A 16,756-nucleotide genomic window follows, 5' to 3' on the forward strand; every position below is an offset into this window, starting at 1 on the left:
CCCATGAAGCACACTGTCATCCTTGTGGTGCTCGACGGCCTCAACTTCGAGGTTGCCCGGCACGCCATGGGGCACTTGCAGGCCTATGTCGGCGCCGGACGCGCAGCCCTCTACACACTGGAATGTGAACTGCCTGCCCTGTCCCGCCCGTTGTACGAGTGCATCCTCTCCGGCGTGCCGCCGATCCAAAGCGGTGTCGTGCACAACAACGTCTCGCGCCTGTCCACCCAGCGCAGCATTTTCCATTACGCCACCGACGCCGGCTTGAGCACCGCTGCGGCGGCTTACCACTGGGTCAGCGAGTTGTATAACCGCACGCCCTTTCTCGCCGCCCGCGATCGTCATACCGACGACAAGGCGCTGGCGATCCAGCATGGGCATTTCTACTGGAATGACCACTACCCCGATTCCCACCTGTTCGCCGACGCCGAAAGCCTGCGGCTCAAGCACGCGCCAAACTTTTTGCTGGTGCACCCCATGAACATCGACGACGCCGGTCACAAGCATGGCCTCGACACCGCGCAATACCGCAACAGCGCACGCTCGGCTGACATTATCCTGGCCGACTACCTGCAAGACTGGCTCGATGCCGGCTACCAGGTACTGGTCACCGCCGACCACGGCATGAACAACGACCGCTCCCACAACGGCCTGTTGCGCGAAGAACGGGAAGTGCCACTGTTTGTCATCGGTGACGCCTTCAGCCTGGACACCGACGCTGCGCCGAAACAAACCGACCTGTGCGGCACCATCTGCGAACTGCTGGGCGTGCCCCACAACAAGCCTGTGTGCCGGGAGCTGCTCAAGTGAATGCATTGACCCGCGGCAAATGGCTGGCCCTGCTATGCCTGCTGCCCTTCGCACTGTTCTTTATCGTGTTCGAGATCGCGCCGCTGGTATGGGTGCTGATCAGCAGCCTGCAAACCGAAGAGTCCGGCTGGAGCCTGGAAAACTTCACCCGCATCTTCACCTCGAAGTTCTACCGGCAGGCCATCCAGTTCAGCCTGGAGATCAGTTTCTACTCCAGCATCTTCGGCATCATCATCGCCACCCTGGGCAGCTACTCATTGCGCCGAGTGGATTCGCCGCTGCGCAACTTCGTCACCGCATTCGCCAACATGACCAGCAACTTCGCCGGCGTACCCCTGGCCTTCGCGTTCATCATCCTGCTGGGGTTCAACGGCAGTATCACCCTCATGCTCAAGCAGGCCGGGATCATTGAGGACTTCAACCTGTACTCGAAAACCGGCCTGATCATCCTCTATACCTACTTCCAGATTCCCCTCGGCGTACTGCTGCTCTACCCGGCCTTCGACGCATTGCGCGAAGACTGGCGCGAGTCGGCCGCCCTGCTCGGTGCGAATGGCTGGCAGTTCTGGCGGCATATCGGCCTGCCGGTGCTCACCCCGGCGCTGCTCGGTACCTTTGTGATCCTGTTGGCCAACGCCCTCGGCGCCTATGCCACGGTATATGCACTGACCACCGGCAACTTCAACGTACTGCCGATTCGCATTGCCGGCCTGGTCTCCGGCGATGTGTCGCTGGACCCGAACATGGCCAGCGCCCTGGCCGTGGTGCTGGTGGCGCTGATGACCGTGGTCACGGTGGTGCATCAACTGCTGCTCAAGAGGAGCTACCATGTCTCGCGCTGAAGCCGGCCCGGCCTCCCTCTACCATCGGGTGGTGGTGTACCTGTTGTTCCTGATCCTGGTGCTGCCTTTGGTAGGCACCTTTGTCTACTCGATTTCCAGCAGTTGGTCGGCAACCATCCTGCCCGCCGGCTTCAGCGTGAAATGGTATGTACAGCTGTGGAGCGACCCGCGCTTTCTGATGGCCTTCGGGCAATCGTTGCTGGTGTGCGTGGGCGCACTGATCCTTTCGGTGGTGTTGATTTTGCCGCTGCTGTTCGTGGTGCACTACCACTTTCCCAAGCTCGACGCGTTGATGAACATCCTGATCCTGCTGCCCTTTGCGGTGCCGCCGGTGGTGTCCTCGGTGGGGCTGCTGCAACTGTACGGGTCCGGGCCGCTGGCGATGGTGGGCACGCCGTGGATTTTGATCGGCTGCTACTTCACCGTCGCGCTGCCGTTCATGTACCGCGCGATCACCAACAACCTGCAAGCCATCAACCTGCGCGACCTGATGGACGCTTCGCAACTGCTCGGCGCCAGCACCTGGCAGGCCGCGATCCTGGTGGTGCTGCCCAACCTGCGCAAGGGCCTGATGGTGGCGCTGCTGCTGTCGTTCTCGTTCCTGTTCGGCGAGTTCGTGTTCGCCAACATCCTCGTCGGCACCCGGTACGAAACCCTGCAGGTGTACCTCAACAACATGCGCAACAGCAGTGGCCATTTCACCAGCGCCGTGGTGATCTCTTATTTCTTCTTTGTGCTGGTACTGACCTGGGCCGCCACTCTCTTGAACAAGGACAAAAGCCAATGAGCTTCGTCAGCGTCCAACACCTGCAAAAAAGCTACGCCGGCACCCCGGTGTTCAGCGATATCAATTGCGAGGTCGCCAAAGGCGAGTTCGTCACCCTGCTCGGCCCGTCCGGTTGCGGCAAATCCACTTTGCTGCGCTGCATCGCCGGGCTTACGCCGGTAGACAGTGGCCAGATCCTCCTGGATGGCCAGGACATCGTGCCCCTGAGCCCACAGAAACGCCAGATCGGCATGGTGTTCCAGAGCTACGCGCTGTTCCCCAACATGACCGTGGAACAGAACGTCGCCTTCGGCCTGCGCATGCAAAAGGTCAACGCCGACGACAGCAACAAGCGCGTGCAAGAAGTGCTGCAACTGGTGGAGCTCAAGGACCTGGCCGGCCGTTATCCGCACCAGATGTCCGGTGGCCAGTGCCAGCGCGTCGCCCTTGCCCGCTCCCTGGTGACCCGCCCGCGCCTGCTGCTGCTGGATGAACCGCTGTCGGCATTGGATGCACGTATTCGCAAGCACTTGCGCGAGCAGATCCGCCAGATCCAGCGCGAGCTGGGGCTGACCACGATCTTCGTGACCCATGACCAGGAAGAAGCGCTGACCATGTCCGACCGCATCTTCTTGATGAACCAGGGCAAGATCGTGCAGAGCGGTGATGCCGAAACCCTCTATACCGCGCCGGTGGATGTGTTCGCTGCCGGGTTTATCGGCAACTACAACCTGCTCGATGCCGACAAGGCCAGCCAACTGCTGCAGCGGCCGATCAGCGGGCGCATCGCGATTCGCCCCGAGGCCATCGAGTTGAGCCGCAGCGGCGAGCTCGATGCGTTGGTGCGTAGCCACAGCCTGCTGGGTAACGTGATTCGCTACCGCATCGAAGCCCGTGGCGTCGAGCTGGTGGTGGACGTGCTCAATCGTTCGGCCGACGACCTGCACCCGGACGGCCAGCGCCTGGCACTTTCCATCGACCCCAGCGCACTGTGTGAAGTAGCCTGACAGGCAGCGACCTATTGAGAGAGAGCATCACCGATGGCATTGGTAATTTTTGATCTGGACGACACCCTGATCCACGGCGACTGCGCCACGCTGTGGAGCGAACAGATGGGCCGCCTTGGCTGGGTGGACCCTGAGTCGTTCATGCGCAGGAACAACGAGCTGATGGATGCCTACAGCCAGGGCAAGCTGCGGATGGAAGATTTCATGGATTTCAGCCTGGAGCCGATGATCGGCCGTACCCCGGAAGAAATCGAGCACTTGGTGGAGCCGTGGGTCGAGGACGTCATCGAGCCGCTGATCTACAGCGACGCCACCAAGACCATCGCCCGCCACCGCGCGAACGGCGACCGAATCCTGGTGATTTCGGCTTCGGGCACTCACCTGGTCACGCCGATTGCTGCGCGTATCGGTATCGAGGAAGTGCTGGGGATTAACCTGAGCGTCAGCCATGGGGTATACGACGGCAAGACAGAGGGTGTACTGACTTACCGTGAAGGCAAGATCACGCGGTTGCTGGAATGGCTGGAGCAGGAAGGCGAAACCCTTGAAGGTGCCTATTTCTATTCGGACTCGCGCAATGATTTACCGCTGCTGCTCAAGGTGGATCACCCGCAGGTGGTGAACCCGGACCCGGTGTTGCGCGCCCATGCCGAACAGGCCGGCTGGCCGATCCACCACTGGACCTGAATCAATAGACATCAACCTGTGGGAGCTGGCTTGCCTGCGATAGCGGTGCGCCAGATGAAGAATTCTTCACTGTTGCACCGCTATCGCAGGCAAGCCAGCTCCCACACTGACTGCATTTCAATCTAGGATTCGGTCAGGCTATTGGCAATATGGACTACACCGGACGTAGGACGAGGTTGTTCTAGCCCCCCACATCACCGTCAACGCCTTGCAATGCTTTCACAGTGCCTCCATAGTGAGTCTGGACTGAGCCCGGTGCTGTAGCGCCGGGCTTTTTGCATTATGCGACCGGACCATATGGAACCGGCTCCCTCAAAGACGGCCTAATATGCGTTATCAATTGCCCCCGCGTCGAATCAGCATGAAGCATCTGTTCCCCAGCACCGCCCTCGCTTTTTTCATTGGTCTCGGCTTCGCGTCGATGTCGACCAATACGTTCGCAGCCAATAGCTGGGACAACCTTCAGCCTGATCGCGATGAGGTGATTGCCAGCCTTAACGTCGTCGAGTTGCTCAAGCGCCATCACTACAGCAAGCCGCCGCTGGACGACGCTCGCTCAGTGATCATCTACGACAGCTACCTCAAGCTGCTGGACCCCTCGCGTAGCTACTTCCTGGCCAGCGATATCGCTGAGTTCGACAAGTGGAAGACCCAATTCGACGACTTCCTCAAGAGCGGCGACCTGCAGCCCGGCTTCACCATCTACAAGCGTTACCTGGACCGCGTCAAAGCGCGTCTGGATTTCGCGTTGGGTGAGCTGAACAAAGGTATCGACAAGCTCGATTTCACACAGAAAGAAACCCTTCTGGTGGACCGCAAAGACGCTCCTTGGCTGACCAGTACCGCGGCGCTGGACGACCTGTGGCGCAAACGCGTCAAGGACGAAGTGTTGCGCTTGAAGATCGCCGGCAAAGAGCCCAAGGCCATTCAAGAACTGCTGACCAAGCGCTACAAGAACCAGCTGGCACGCCTGGACCAGACCCGTGCCGAGGATATCTTCCAGGCCTACATCAACACCTTTGCGATGTCCTACGACCCGCACACCAATTATCTGTCGCCAGATAACGCGGAAAATTTCGATATCAATATGAGTCTGTCCCTGGAAGGCATCGGTGCCGTCCTGCAAAGCGACAATGACCAGGTGAAGATCGTACGTTTGGTGCCGGCAGGCCCTGCTGACAAAACCAAGCAAGTGGCACCGGCCGACAAGATCATCGGCGTGGCCCAGGCCGACAAAGAGATGGTCGATGTGGTCGGCTGGCGCCTGGACGAAGTGGTCAAGCTGATCCGCGGGCCTAAAGGCAGCGTGGTGCGCCTGGAAGTGATTCCACACACCAATGCACCGAACGACCAGACCAGCAAGATCGTGTCCATCACTCGTGAAGCGGTGAAGCTCGAAGACCAGGCTGTGCAGAAGAAAGTCCTCAACCTCAAGCAGGATGGCAAGGACTACAAGCTGGGCGTGATTGAAATCCCGGCCTTCTACCTGGACTTCAAGGCGTTTCGTGCCGGGGATCCGGACTACAAGTCCACCACCCGCGACGTGAAGAAAATCCTGACAGAACTGCAGAAAGAGAAAGTCGACGGCGTGGTCATCGACCTGCGCAACAACGGCGGCGGCTCCCTGCAGGAAGCCACCGAGCTGACCAGCCTGTTTATCGACAAGGGGCCGACCGTGTTGGTACGCAACGCTGACGGCCGTGTCGACGTGCTCGAAGACGAGAACCCGGGGGCCTTCTACAAAGGGCCGATGGCGCTGCTGGTCAACCGCCTCTCGGCCTCGGCCTCGGAGATTTTCGCCGGCGCCATGCAGGACTACCACCGTGCATTGATCATCGGCGGCCAGACCTTCGGCAAGGGCACCGTGCAGACCATCCAGCCGCTGAATCATGGCGAGCTTAAACTGACACTGGCCAAGTTCTACCGGGTATCCGGGCAGAGCACCCAGCATCAAGGCGTACTGCCGGATATCGATTTCCCGTCGATCATCGACACCAAGGAAATCGGCGAAAGCGCCCTGCCTGAAGCCATGCCGTGGGACACCATCCGCCCTGCGATCAAGCCGGCGTCGGATCCGTTCAAGCCCTTCCTGGCGCAGTTGAAGGCTGATCATGACACCCGCTCCGCCAAGGATGCCGAGTTCGTGTTTATCCGCGACAAGCTGGCCCTGGCCAAGAAGCTGATGGAAGAGAAGACCGTCAGCCTCAACGAAGCGGATCGCCGTGCACAGCATTCCAGCATCGAGAATCAGCAACTGGTACTGGAAAACACCCGCCGCAAGGCCAAGGGTGAAGACCCGCTCAAAGAGCTGAAGAAAGAAGATGAAGACGCGCTGCCGACCGAGGCGGATAAAACCAAGCCGGAAGACGACGCTTACTTGGCCGAGACTGGCCGGATCCTGCTGGATTACCTGAAAATCACCAAGCAGGTGGCCAAGCAGTAAATGATGGCGATTTAATGTGATCGCTCCTCGGAGTGTCATCATATAGACATCATTCTGTCGTGAAATAAAAGGACCGCAGGTTTACGCCTGCGGTCCTTTTTTTTGATCGAGACCGCCATGACCATGACCGAACAGCTGAATGCATTGGGCTCAATCCTGGCTCAAGGCAGTTTGCACAGCCTGTTCCAACCGATCATCTGCCTGTCGGAGCGGCGCATCCTCGGTTATGAAGCCCTCAGTCGTGGCCCGTCCAACAGCCCGCTGCACTCCCCCGTTGCGCTGTTTTCGGTGGCCAGCCATGCCGGGCGCCTGAGCGAACTGGACATGGCGTGTCGAGAGAGTGCGTGCCGGCGCTTCAGCGAGCAGAAACTGCCCGGCAAGCTGTTCCTCAATATCTCGCCGGAATCCTTGATGGAGCACGCGCATCAGCCAGGGCGCACCCTGCAACTGTTGCGCGACTTCGGTATTTCTCCCAGCCAAGTGGTGATCGAGCTCACCGAGCAAGCGCCCACCGACGATTTCGCGCTGTTGCAAACTGCCTTGCACCACTACCGCGACATGGGTTTTGCCATCGCACTGGATGACTTGGGCGCCGGTTATTCCAGTTTGCGGTTGTGGTCGGAACTGCGCCCGGACTACGTGAAGATCGACCGGCACTTTATCGACGGCATTCACCAGGACGCCCTCAAGCGCGAGTTTGTCGGCTCGATCCTGCAGATCGCCAGGGCATCCCGCGCCCAAGTGATTGCCGAGGGCATCGAACTGCCAGAAGAACTGGCGGTGTTGACCGAGATGGGCGTCGACCTGGTCCAGGGCTACCTGCTCTGCCGCCCTCAGGAAAAGCCGCCGCAGGAAGCGCGCCTGATGCTGCCCAAGCCGGATAACGCCACGCTGGCCCTCAATGACGAAGGCAGTGACCTGAGCGCACTGCTCAATGAGCAACCCGCCGTGGATCAAGACACCGCCACCGCCCAAGTGCTGGAATCGTTCCGCCGCCAGGCCAACCTCAACTCGCTGGCGGTGTTAGACGGCCGTGGTTGCCCGGTCGGCATTGTGCACCGGCACTCGTTGTCGGACGCGTTGCTCAAGCCGTTCGCGACCGATCTGTTTGCACGTAAACCCATCAGTCGCTTGATGAGCGATGATTTTTTGGCGGTGGAACTGAGCCAGTCCTTGCAACAGGTCAGCCGCTTATTGACCAGCCGCGCGCGGCAACGCATCGAAGAGGATTTCATCATCACCCTGAACGGTGATTACCTGGGGCTGGGTCGGGTCATTGACGTGCTCAAGTTGATCACGGAGCTGAAAATCCAGCAGGCCCGCTACGCCAACCCGTTGACCTTGTTGCCTGGCAATGTGCCGATCCAGCAATGCCTCACCCGGCTGCTGCAGCAACAGCGCGAGTCGGTGATCTGCTATGTGGATATCGACAGTTTCAAACCGTTCAACGACATCTACGGCTACGGGCGCGGGGATGAAGTGCTGCTGTGCCTGGCGCAGTGCCTCAACGACCGGGTAGACCCCAGCCGCGACTTTGTCGGGCACATTGGCGGCGATGACTTTCTACTGGTGCTGGGCCCGCAGGACTGGCGCAAGCGGCTCAACCAACTGCTGGACGATTTCCACACCCAATGCCGACGCTTCTACCGCGCTGAACACCTTGAGGCTGGGTGCTTCGTGGCCCTCAATCGCCAGGGCGTGCGCCAGGAGTTTGCGTTGCTGTCGCTGTCCATCGGTGTAGTGCATTTGTATCCTCAGGCCTGCGCACAACTCGATGCCAGCCAGTTGGCAGAGCTGGCGTCACAAGCCAAGCACCAAGCCAAGGATGTGGCGGGCTACAGCATCCACGTGATCGACAGCATGGACACCTGCCCCCAGGCGCTTTAGGCCTCGGCAGACTCCGGATACTCGTACTCGAACACCCGCACCACTTCAGAAGCATGCCAGGACGCGGCGGCCACACCATCGGAAGGCCCGCTGAACCGCCCCAGACGCTCCACACATTCGAAAAAACCGGTGCGCGGCAGGCGGCTGGCGCCCTGGCTGATCACTAGGGAACTGCGCAGCGGCTGCTCGGCCTTGGCATCCAGCGCCGCCAGGTGCTCCAGGGCCGCAGCCAGGGTCTGCATGGCCGGCGTCGGGAATTGCAGGCGCTCAAGCAGCGCACGGTAGGTGAGCAAATGGCGCTGGCGCCGCGCCTGATCCAGTTCGTTGAGCAACCCATCCCAGTGTTGACGACTAATACGTAAGCTCAAGACTCATCCCTCCAACCTGCAACGCCCAATTCCCAGGCCAGGCTGCGGCGAATGGCGGCATCCGGCTGGCGTTCACCACTTTCTATCAATCCAAGATACGAAGGGCTGATGCCCACGGTACGCGCCAGAGCCTCGATTGCCAGGCCCTTGGCCTCACGCAGGCCGCGCAGGGCTGCAAGCGGACGCAGGTCCTGCTCGATAGCGGTGGGTGCAACAGAAGGAGAAGCGCGTGTTGGTTGCAATTGACCGGCAGCTTTTAGCAGCGCCTGGTACTGGTCCCATGGCAACACCGCGTATTCGGGTGCGCCATCGCGTGAAATGATCTGGATATCCATGACTGCCCCGTAGGATAAAAACACTTACTAAGTAAGTTATTTCCTTAGGAGTGTAATCCTAACAGCCACAAAGGTCGCAGGGGATACCGGGCAACATTAGTTTTTTTGCGGGTTTTCCCGGGCCAGCAGCTCAGGCGTCGCTGGCAGGCGCTCAACCACCGCAAGTTTTTCCGGGCGCTGCCCATCGCGCCAGGCACGAAACGCGCTCAGTTCGCCGCTCAGGGTCTTCATGACCCATGCCAGCACGGCGATGTCATCGAGCATGCCGAACATAGGGAGGAAGTCCGGAATGGCATCAATCGGGCTGAGAAAGTACATCAGCCCCGCTACCACCGAAATCAGCGCCTTGGGGCTGATGGCACGGTATTCGCCACGCCAGTAAGCCAGGCAAAGGGCCTGAAGTAATTTGAGATCGTCCTTGAGCTGGCCGAGCCGATTGCCTTGGCTTGAGCCTTTGGCTGCAACGGCAAACAACAAGGTTGGCAAGCGCCCGCGACCCAGCAAGCGTGCGGCCATAGGCAGGAAGCGGGTGAAAGTGAACGGTGGTTTCATAGGGCACTCCAGTTCCAGGCGATATAAAAGGTTATCCACACAAATTGTGGATAACCTTGTGAACAGAGCCTGTTTTATCGGCTGAAAGCCACGGACTACAAGGCCTACAGTCAGATCGGGCGTTTTTTGCGCACATAAAAAAAACCCAAGAATTCATTGACTTGGCATGTATGTGCGGCTACCCGTGCTCGAGTCTTATATCAGACTGTGTCCGGTTGCAGACGTTCGTTTGGATTTGCAGAGGCTTCAACGTAGGGGCTGGCTGGCGTGCGATAGCCATAGACATCTACACGACCCGGTACGACGTGGCAGCCTGCCAGCCGATGCCTATCTCCCAGACACCCCCGGCTCCAAATGTGGGAGCTGGCTTGCCTGCGATTGCCTTAGGCATCAACACAACTTTACAGGCTGTAGCAGCCAACGCTAACCACGATGCGAAGCGAGCCGCTCTTGATCTTGATCTGCTTTTGATCTTAGGCGCCCCGTTAAACCACGCTGGCCGGAATTCGACAGGGATTTGGGGGGTAAACCGGCAGGGATGCCGGTTTAGCCGCCCCGCGCCATGGATGGCGCGTGGCGGCGGCCCCCCAAATCACTGGCGGATTACGGGCACACCGAGCCTAGGCGAGGTGCCGAGTGGTGGGGCAAGAGCGTTTTGCTTACTTTGCCGCTCTTGCAAAGTGAGCCGCCGTCAGGGCGGAACCCTATGTGGCCGTTACCGCAGCAATGGATATGTACACAATCCAACTGTGTTGACTGCCAGGCCGCCTTCGCGAGCAAGCCCGCTCCCACAGGTTGATCGTGGTGTGTCAGTTAGTAGGTGTAGGCTGGCAGGCCGTCATCGCAGGCAAGCCAGCTCCCACATTTGGAGTGCTGAGCGTCTGGCGGTCATCACAGCGATGCGGCAACCCGACAAGCCAGCGCCCACAGAAGATTTTTGCATCCTTTGATACAAACCCGAAAACAACAACGCCCCGTCGAGACGGGGCGTTGTGTGTTCAGGCGCCGATTACTTCTTGGCGGCTGGTGCAGCAGGTGCGTCAGCCGCTTCTGCCTTGGCTGGGTCCTTGATGGCCAGCAGTTCCAGGTCGAATACCAGCACCGAGTTGGCCGGGATCGCCGGGCTCGGGCTCTGGGCGCCGTAGGCCAGGTCGGACGGGATGTACAGCTCGACCTTCTCGCCAACGTGCATCAGTTGCAGGCCTTCGACCCAACCCGGGATCACGCCGCTGACCGGCAGGTCGATCGGGCTACCGCGATCTACGGAGCTGTCAAAGGTAGTGCCGTTGGTGAGCTTGCCGGTGTAGTGAACAGTCACCACGTCGGTCGGCTTAGGCTGGGCGCCGTCGGCCTTCTTCACGATCTTGTACTGCAGGCCGGAAGCGGTGGTGACAACACCGTCTTTCTTGGCGTTGTCTTCGAGGAATTTCTTGCCAGCGGCTGCCGACTCTTCGCTCATTTTGGTCATGCGCTCTTCAGCACGCTTTTGCAGTGCGGCAAACGCTTCAACCAGCTCATCGTCCTTGAGCTTCTGCTCTTTCTTGCCGACGGCATCTTCGATGCCCTGGGCAACAGCTTTGGAGTCCAGGTCGTCCATGCCTTCTTGGGCAAGGCTCTTGCCCATGTTCAGGCCGATGCCGTAGGAAGCTTTCTGCGCCGGGGTTTTCAGCTCTACGCTGGTCTGCGAATCACAACCCGCAAGTACCAGGCTAACCAGGGCCACCGCCGCCGCCAACCGATGCTGTTTCATGCTATTTCCTTGTTCATGCGCCATAAGGGCATTCGAATAAAGTCGCGAGCTTATCAGGCGGCCACGACCAATGGCTACCGGCATGTGAGCAGGAAACTTCTGATAAGTTCACGTGTTTAAAAGCATTTCCATTTATCATGGGGCCCCGCGACGGATCGCGGGACCGCCTGATAGCGGGCCAATTGCTACTTGCCGCACCTGTGGCGCAGTGGCATAACAACGCGACAATTCGACAAGGATAGTTATCTTGCGCATTTTTTCCCGTGTTTTACTCCTGATACTGATCGCACTGGGCCTGATTCTGGCCGTGGTGCTCTACTACACCCTCAACCCCAAGCTGCCGGACTACGTGCCAGTAAAGCAGGTGCACTACCAGGAGCAATGGAGTGCCGACGACCGCCAGACCTACTACTTCACGCCCCAGGGCACCCAAGTAAAAGGCCTGCACTACGACTGGTTCACCGCCCTGGAACTGCCGTTTTCCGAGCAACGCTTTGCCGCGCCGGAGTACCTGGCGCGCTTTGGCTTCCTGGTCGACCCCAAGCAGACGCCCACCGCGCAAAACCCTGGCAACCTGCCAGTAGGGTTCGCCCGGCACCAGAACGCCGACAGCAGGGCTCAGTACCTGGATATCACCTGTGCGGCCTGCCACACCGGCGAATTGCACTACAAGGGCCAGGCCCTGCGCATCGACGGTGGCTCGGCGCAACACGTACTGCCCTCCAGCGTTCCCACGTTGCGCGGTGGCAGTTTCGGCCAGGCCCTGGTCGCCAGCCTGGCCGCTACCTATTACAACCCATGGAAGTTTGAGCGCTTTGCTCACAAGGTGCTGGGGGATCAGTACGATACCCAGCGCGATCAACTGCGCAAGGACTTCAAGCAATCGCTGAACCAGTTCCTCAAAGTCGCCTGGAATGACACCCACCGTGGCCTTTACCCCACCGAAGAAGGCCCGGGCCGTACTGACGCCTTTGGACGCATCGCCAACGCCAGTTTTGGCGACGCCATTTCTCCCGACAATTATCGCGTCGCCAATGCGCCGGTGGACTACCCGCAGTTGTGGGATATCTGGACCTTCGACTGGGTGCAGTGGAATGGCTCGGCACAGCAGCCCATGGCGCGCAACATCGGCGAAGCCCTTGGCGTAGGCGCGACTCTGGCGTTCTTCGACGCAGCCGGGCAACCGCTCAAGGGCGATGCCCGCTACCCATCCAGCGTACGGGTGCGCGACCTGCACCTGATCGAAGAAACCCTGCAACGGCTCAAGCCGCCGACCTGGCCGCAAGACTTGTTCGGTGCCATCGACAAACCCCTCGCCGCCCAGGGCCGCGCACTCTTTGCCGAGAACTGCGCCGGCTGCCACCTGCCCACCGTTACCGAAGAAAACGGCCGACCGGTGCAGCAGTTGAAAATGCTGCTGGTGGACTACATCGGCACCGACCCCGGCACAGCCAACAACATTGCCGACCAACGCTATGACCTCAGCGCGCTGCAATGGGACCCGGCCGAACTGGCCCGGCTCAATGTCGAACTGCACCCCACCCCCACCGCGCCGCTGGACCTGAAAAAAATGTCGGTGGCCCAAGGCCTGGCCTATGTCACCGCCTTCGTCGAAGAGCATGCCTACCGTGCGGCGGGCGTGACCCCGGCCGAGCGCCCGGGCCTGGACGGGTTCGGCCTGCCCATCGGCGTACGCGAGTTGCGTGCCTACAAGGCGCGGCCACTGGCAGGCGTATGGGCCACCCCACCGTTCCTGCACAACGGTTCGGTGCCGACGATCTACCAACTGCTCTCGCCCCAGGACGAACGCAGCACCACTTTCTATAAAGGCACCTTCAACTACGACCCGCGTCACCTGGGGTTTGAGACCACCGCCTTCAAGAACGCCTTCCTGTTCGATACCAGAGTCACCGGCAACCACAACAGCGGCCACGAATTCCGTGCCGGCGAACGTGGCAATGGCGTTATCGGCCGTGGCCTGCTGCCGCAGGAACGCTGGGCGCTGCTCGAATACCTCAAAGTGCTGGGCGGCCCGCTGGAGCAACAACTGCCATGATTATCCGATCGCAAAACAAGGACCGCTCCATGCTTGCTCGTCTCTGGCTGCGCCTTGGCGCCTTTGTGGGCAAAACCCTGCTGTGGCTGCTGGGCCTGGGCCTGCTGGGCTGGGTGTTGGCCACGGCCTGGTTCGCCTGGCAGCACAGGGGCCCGGTGTCGGTGAAGGAACAGATCCCGCCGGGTGAGGCGGCGATGACCCAAGGCATCATCCAGACCGCCGTGCGCATCGTTGACCAGCATCGCGAAGGCACTCGCTACCTGCGCGATGCCCATGCCAAGGCCCATGGGTGCGTGAAAGCCGAGGTCAGCGTTCTGGCGAATCTCGACCCGGCCTTGCGCCAGGGTGTGTTCGCCGAGCCGGGCAAGACCTGGCAGGCGACGATGCGCCTGTCCAACGGCAACGCCTACCCGCAATTCGACAGCATCCGCGATGCCCGCGGCTTGGCGATCAAGCTGTTGGATGTGCCGGGCAAGCAACTGATGGCCGACCAGCAAGCGCGCACCGAGCAGGATTTCGTGATGTTCAGCCATCCGAACTTCTTTGTCAGCGATGTCGCGGAATACGCGCAGAACATCGGTGCGCAAGCGGATGGCAAGAAGGTCCTGGCGTTCTTTCCCAAGCTCGACCCGCGCAGCTGGCAAGTGCGTCACTTGTTTATCGCCCTGGCAACCCTGGCGCCCGCCCCGGCCAGCCCGACGCAGACGACTTACTTTTCAGTGTCGCCTTATAAGTTTGGCGCGGCCAACGCCAAGTTTCGCGTGGCGCCCGACCCGCAAAGCTGCCCGGATTATGTGCTGCCCAAACAGAACCAGGACCTGCCCAACTTCCTGCGCAGCGCGCTCAACCAGCAACTGTCCACCGACCGCGTAGACGCGTGTTTTGTGCTGCAGATCCAGCGGCAAAACCCGCAGGCCTTCATGCCCATCGAAGACACCAGCATCGAGTGGAAGGAAAGCGACGCGCCGTATGAAACGGTGGCCAAGGTCAGGATTCCCGCCCAGGACTTCGACACGCCGGCGCAGAACCTGGCGTGCGATAACCAGTCGTTCAACCCCTGGTTCGGTTTGGAAGCGCACCGCCCCATCGGCGGGATCAACCGACTACGCAAAGCGGTGTACGAAGCCGTGAGCGATTACCGCCACAGCCGCAACGCGCCGTAAGGTGCGTTAAATCGCAGGCGAAAAAAAACCCGCTCAATGAGCGGGTTTCTTATGGCTACCTGGCGTTCAGCGTTCCAGGTGACCGAATATGGCGCAGCGGACGGGACTCGAACCCGCGACCCCCGGCGTGACAGGCCGGTATTCTAACCGACTGAACTACCGCTGCGCGTAACACTTGAAGCGAATGGTGGGTGATGACGGGATCGAACCGCCGACCCTCTGCTTGTAAGGCAGATGCTCTCCCAGCTGAGCTAATCACCCTTCGTTTCGGTGTGGGCGCATCATACACCAAAAAATCGTAATGTCTTGATTTAAATGCAATTTATTTAAAAAAAGTTTAGCGCACGATTTTTTGCCATATTTCGGACAGAAAAAAGCCCGCTCGATGAGCGGGCTTTCTTTGGCTACCTGGCGTTCAGCGTTCCAGGTGACCGAATATGGCGCAGCGGACGGGATCATAACTCATCCTCTAAATCATTGAAAGCTTCAGCTTTCTGTCGCTCAGCATACCGCTGATGGACTTGATTATGTACTCATTATTTTAAGTTGGGAATTACGATGCTCAGCGACTCTCTGAATGGCCCGAATAGATTACTTTGGACCAGCTTGACGTTCGCGAGCACCTGATACGTCTTGGTAACGTCAAAACCTCGGAGCCGGAACCCAGTCGCTATGTAGTGGTCGACTGATCCCAGCCAGATGTAGCATTGCCCATTACCGTTGCTGCGGCTCTACGTAAAGCAGTTGACTAAAGCCAGAAATCGGCCAATTGCGGACATTCCGTGCTAATCACTGTAGGTCAATGATCATGCGTTCGGTTTCAATCGAATGCCTCGCAATCGTAGCCTGCCGTCTCAGAGTTCAAACTTCCGGCTCTCGCCAACCCTGCAAAGCGTGCCAAGGCGTTCAAGCTGACCAAAGCTGCCATTAGTGACCGACTGCTTTCGAGCTCTGAATAGTTACTCGTTAGGACATATGTAAGCACTGCGTTTTTTCCCCCGCCCCACGAACAAGCACCCGAGCAGCGTCGGCACATCCAAGCACTACAGACACCACCCACACACTGCGCACCACATCAATGCGTAACACCTGCTATCGCACGCAATTAGCGCACCTCTCCCGACTTCCCATCCTCTCCTACGCCCCTATTCGCGCAAGCTACCTCCTGGCACGCTTCATGCTCTTGTATTAATATTCAAGTTACTTGAATAACAATTTGAGGAATTCAAGGGGAATACCAATGACGCGTTTCACTCTAAAAGCACTCTCGCTGTCGCTCGTCACGCTGTGCAGTATTTCTCTAGCGCACGCAGACGATTTGCTGCAGCGCATCAAGCAGAAAAACGAGATAGTCGTTGCCACCGAGGCGCGTTTCGCGCCGTTCGAGTCGGTAGAAAATGGCAAGATTGTCGGCTATGGCGCAGACCTGATGCATTACGTACTGGATGCTGACTTGCCCGGCGTTAAGGTGCGCCAGCTCGATCTACCGTTCCAGGGGATTTTGCCAGGCTTGGATACCCGTAAATTCGACTTCGTCGTGACATCAGTGACAGTCAATAAAGCGCGTTTTGAGCAATTCGCCTTTACCGTCCCCATTGCCGAGTCCACCGTTGCATTGCTCAAGCGCGCCGACGATAACAATATCAAGGCATTGACCGACTTGAACGGTCGGGTGATTGGCTCTCAGGCAGGTTCCGGCCAGCTGGCAGTGCTACAAGCACTGGACACCAAGCTCAAAGCTGAAGGCCAACCGGGCCTCAAGCGGATCAAAGAGTATGTGAGCTTCGATGAAGCTTATGCGGATCTGGCCAATGGTCGTCTCGATGGCGTGGCACAGTCGCTTTCCAACCTAGGCCCATTGATGAAAGCTCGTCCGGGGCTTTTCACAACGCTGCCGGAGATGGTGGGTCCAGTGACGTATTTCGGCTGGGTCGGTCGCAAGGATGCTGACAGCGCAAGCCTGGTGAAGCTATTTAGCGAGGGCATTGCCCGTGCAGGAAAAGATGGCACCTTAAAGACGCTGCAAGATAAGTGGTTTGGTTTCACCATGGACTTGCCTGCTGATGCCATGCCAGTACCGAGCATCTGAG

General features: G+C 59.2%; 14 protein-coding genes and 2 tRNA genes. 10 read left to right on the forward strand and 6 right to left on the reverse strand.

The window, feature by feature from the left end; all coding sequences use genetic code 11:
- Positions 1-3: 3 nt before the first annotated feature.
- From JMV15_RS17715 to JMV15_RS17745, 7 genes are all read left to right on the forward strand, one after another.
- A complete protein-coding gene (locus tag JMV15_RS17715) occupies positions 4-810 on the forward strand; it encodes an alkaline phosphatase family protein (protein WP_038449632.1) in 807 nt (268 codons plus the stop codon).
- Positions 807-1,652 (forward strand): ABC transporter permease, encoded by an 846-nt coding sequence (locus JMV15_RS17720; protein ID WP_014717799.1) that lies wholly within the window; start codon positions 807-809, stop codon positions 1,650-1,652. Before JMV15_RS17715 ends, JMV15_RS17720 begins: the two co-directional genes overlap by 4 nt.
- On the forward strand, positions 1,639-2,439 hold the full coding sequence (locus JMV15_RS17725) for an ABC transporter permease (protein WP_003190144.1): 801 nt from the start codon (positions 1,639-1,641) through the stop codon (positions 2,437-2,439). The genes JMV15_RS17720 and JMV15_RS17725 overlap by 14 nt, the downstream gene beginning before the upstream one ends.
- Positions 2,436-3,425: an ABC transporter ATP-binding protein gene (locus tag JMV15_RS17730; protein WP_019817262.1), complete on the forward strand. Its 990-nt coding sequence runs from the start codon at positions 2,436-2,438 to the stop codon at positions 3,423-3,425. Before JMV15_RS17725 ends, JMV15_RS17730 begins: the two co-directional genes overlap by 4 nt.
- Before the next feature lie 33 nt (positions 3,426-3,458).
- Complete coding sequence (locus JMV15_RS17735) at positions 3,459-4,112, forward strand: HAD family hydrolase (RefSeq protein ID WP_014717797.1); 654 nt, start codon at positions 3,459-3,461, stop codon at positions 4,110-4,112.
- Between the two features lie 361 nt (positions 4,113-4,473).
- Positions 4,474-6,555, forward strand: coding sequence for a carboxy terminal-processing peptidase (locus tag JMV15_RS17740; RefSeq protein WP_224796967.1), 2,082 nt, complete (start codon positions 4,474-4,476; stop codon positions 6,553-6,555).
- A gap of 117 nt (positions 6,556-6,672) precedes the next feature.
- On the forward strand, positions 6,673-8,442 hold the full coding sequence (locus tag JMV15_RS17745) for a bifunctional diguanylate cyclase/phosphodiesterase (RefSeq protein ID WP_038449628.1): 1,770 nt from the start codon (positions 6,673-6,675) through the stop codon (positions 8,440-8,442).
- Here the strand turns inward: JMV15_RS17745 and JMV15_RS17750 are convergent.
- The 4 genes from JMV15_RS17750 to JMV15_RS17765 all read right to left on the reverse strand — a co-directional run bounded on the left by JMV15_RS17750 (position 8,439) and on the right by JMV15_RS17765 (position 11,447).
- Positions 8,439-8,810, reverse strand: a complete 372-nt coding sequence (locus JMV15_RS17750; RefSeq protein WP_005786715.1) for a hypothetical protein — start codon at positions 8,808-8,810, stop codon at positions 8,439-8,441. The two genes, JMV15_RS17745 and JMV15_RS17750, sit on opposite strands and share 4 nt — an antisense overlap.
- Entirely contained in the window at positions 8,807-9,145 is a 339-nt protein-coding gene (locus JMV15_RS17755) for a helix-turn-helix domain-containing protein (RefSeq protein WP_014717794.1), read from the reverse strand. Before JMV15_RS17755 ends, JMV15_RS17750 begins: the two co-directional genes overlap by 4 nt.
- A 96-nt stretch (positions 9,146-9,241) precedes the next feature.
- Positions 9,242-9,697 (reverse strand): YkvA family protein, encoded by a 456-nt coding sequence (locus JMV15_RS17760; RefSeq protein WP_014717793.1) that lies wholly within the window; start codon positions 9,695-9,697, stop codon positions 9,242-9,244.
- Between the two features lie 1,009 nt (positions 9,698-10,706).
- Complete coding sequence (locus JMV15_RS17765; RefSeq protein ID WP_003190133.1) at positions 10,707-11,447, reverse strand: FKBP-type peptidyl-prolyl cis-trans isomerase; 741 nt, start codon at positions 11,445-11,447, stop codon at positions 10,707-10,709.
- 247 nt (positions 11,448-11,694) lie between these two features.
- On the opposite strand from JMV15_RS17765, the gene JMV15_RS17770 reads away from it, so the two are divergent.
- Together JMV15_RS17770 and JMV15_RS17775 are read left to right on the forward strand one after the other, a co-directional pair.
- The gene (locus JMV15_RS17770; protein ID WP_038449624.1) at positions 11,695-13,503 is read left to right on the forward strand and encodes a di-heme-cytochrome C peroxidase; all 1,809 of its coding nucleotides are present in this window, start codon (positions 11,695-11,697) and stop codon (positions 13,501-13,503) included.
- Positions 13,504-13,532: 29 nt separating this feature from the next.
- Positions 13,533-14,666 (forward strand): catalase family protein, encoded by a 1,134-nt coding sequence (locus JMV15_RS17775; protein ID WP_038452121.1) that lies wholly within the window; start codon positions 13,533-13,535, stop codon positions 14,664-14,666.
- Positions 14,667-14,755: 89 nt separating this feature from the next.
- Here the strand turns inward: JMV15_RS17775 and JMV15_RS17780 are convergent.
- Both JMV15_RS17780 and JMV15_RS17785 read right to left on the reverse strand, forming a co-directional pair.
- Positions 14,756-14,832 (reverse strand) — tRNA-Asp (locus tag JMV15_RS17780).
- 19 nt (positions 14,833-14,851) lie between these two features.
- Positions 14,852-14,927: transfer RNA gene (locus tag JMV15_RS17785), tRNA-Val, on the reverse strand.
- A 979-nt stretch (positions 14,928-15,906) separates the two neighbouring features.
- On the opposite strand from JMV15_RS17785, the gene JMV15_RS17790 reads away from it, so the two are divergent.
- A complete protein-coding gene (locus tag JMV15_RS17790) occupies positions 15,907-16,755 on the forward strand; it encodes a transporter substrate-binding domain-containing protein (RefSeq protein WP_042558395.1) in 849 nt (282 codons plus the stop codon).
- The last annotated feature ends 1 nt before the right edge of the window (position 16,756 follow it).

This window comes from Pseudomonas paracarnis (assembly GCF_904063055.1).
GTDB classification, from domain to species: Bacteria; Pseudomonadota; Gammaproteobacteria; order Pseudomonadales; family Pseudomonadaceae; genus Aquipseudomonas; species Aquipseudomonas paracarnis.

Bases quoted from the DNA above. Each gene is read 5' to 3' on its own strand.
- JMV15_RS17715 (WP_038449632.1), top strand. From the start codon at position 4: ATGAAGCACACTGTCATCCTTGTGGTGCTCGACGGCCTCAACTTCGAG.
- JMV15_RS17725 (WP_003190144.1), top strand. From the start codon at position 1,639: ATGTCTCGCGCTGAAGCCGGCCCGGCCTCCCTCTACCATCGGGTGGTG.
- JMV15_RS17730 (WP_019817262.1), top strand. From the start codon at position 2,436: ATGAGCTTCGTCAGCGTCCAACACCTGCAAAAAAGCTACGCCGGCACC.
- JMV15_RS17735 (WP_014717797.1), top strand. From the start codon at position 3,459: ATGGCATTGGTAATTTTTGATCTGGACGACACCCTGATCCACGGCGAC.
- JMV15_RS17740 (WP_224796967.1), top strand. From the start codon at position 4,474: ATGAAGCATCTGTTCCCCAGCACCGCCCTCGCTTTTTTCATTGGTCTC.
- JMV15_RS17745 (WP_038449628.1), top strand. From the start codon at position 6,673: ATGACCATGACCGAACAGCTGAATGCATTGGGCTCAATCCTGGCTCAA.
- JMV15_RS17755 (WP_014717794.1), bottom strand. From the start codon at position 9,145: ATGGATATCCAGATCATTTCACGCGATGGCGCACCCGAATACGCGGTG.
- JMV15_RS17760 (WP_014717793.1), bottom strand. From the start codon at position 9,697: ATGAAACCACCGTTCACTTTCACCCGCTTCCTGCCTATGGCCGCACGC.
- JMV15_RS17765 (WP_003190133.1), bottom strand. From the start codon at position 11,447: ATGAAACAGCATCGGTTGGCGGCGGCGGTGGCCCTGGTTAGCCTGGTA.
- JMV15_RS17775 (WP_038452121.1), top strand. From the start codon at position 13,533: ATGCTTGCTCGTCTCTGGCTGCGCCTTGGCGCCTTTGTGGGCAAAACC.
- JMV15_RS17790 (WP_042558395.1), top strand. From the start codon at position 15,907: ATGACGCGTTTCACTCTAAAAGCACTCTCGCTGTCGCTCGTCACGCTG.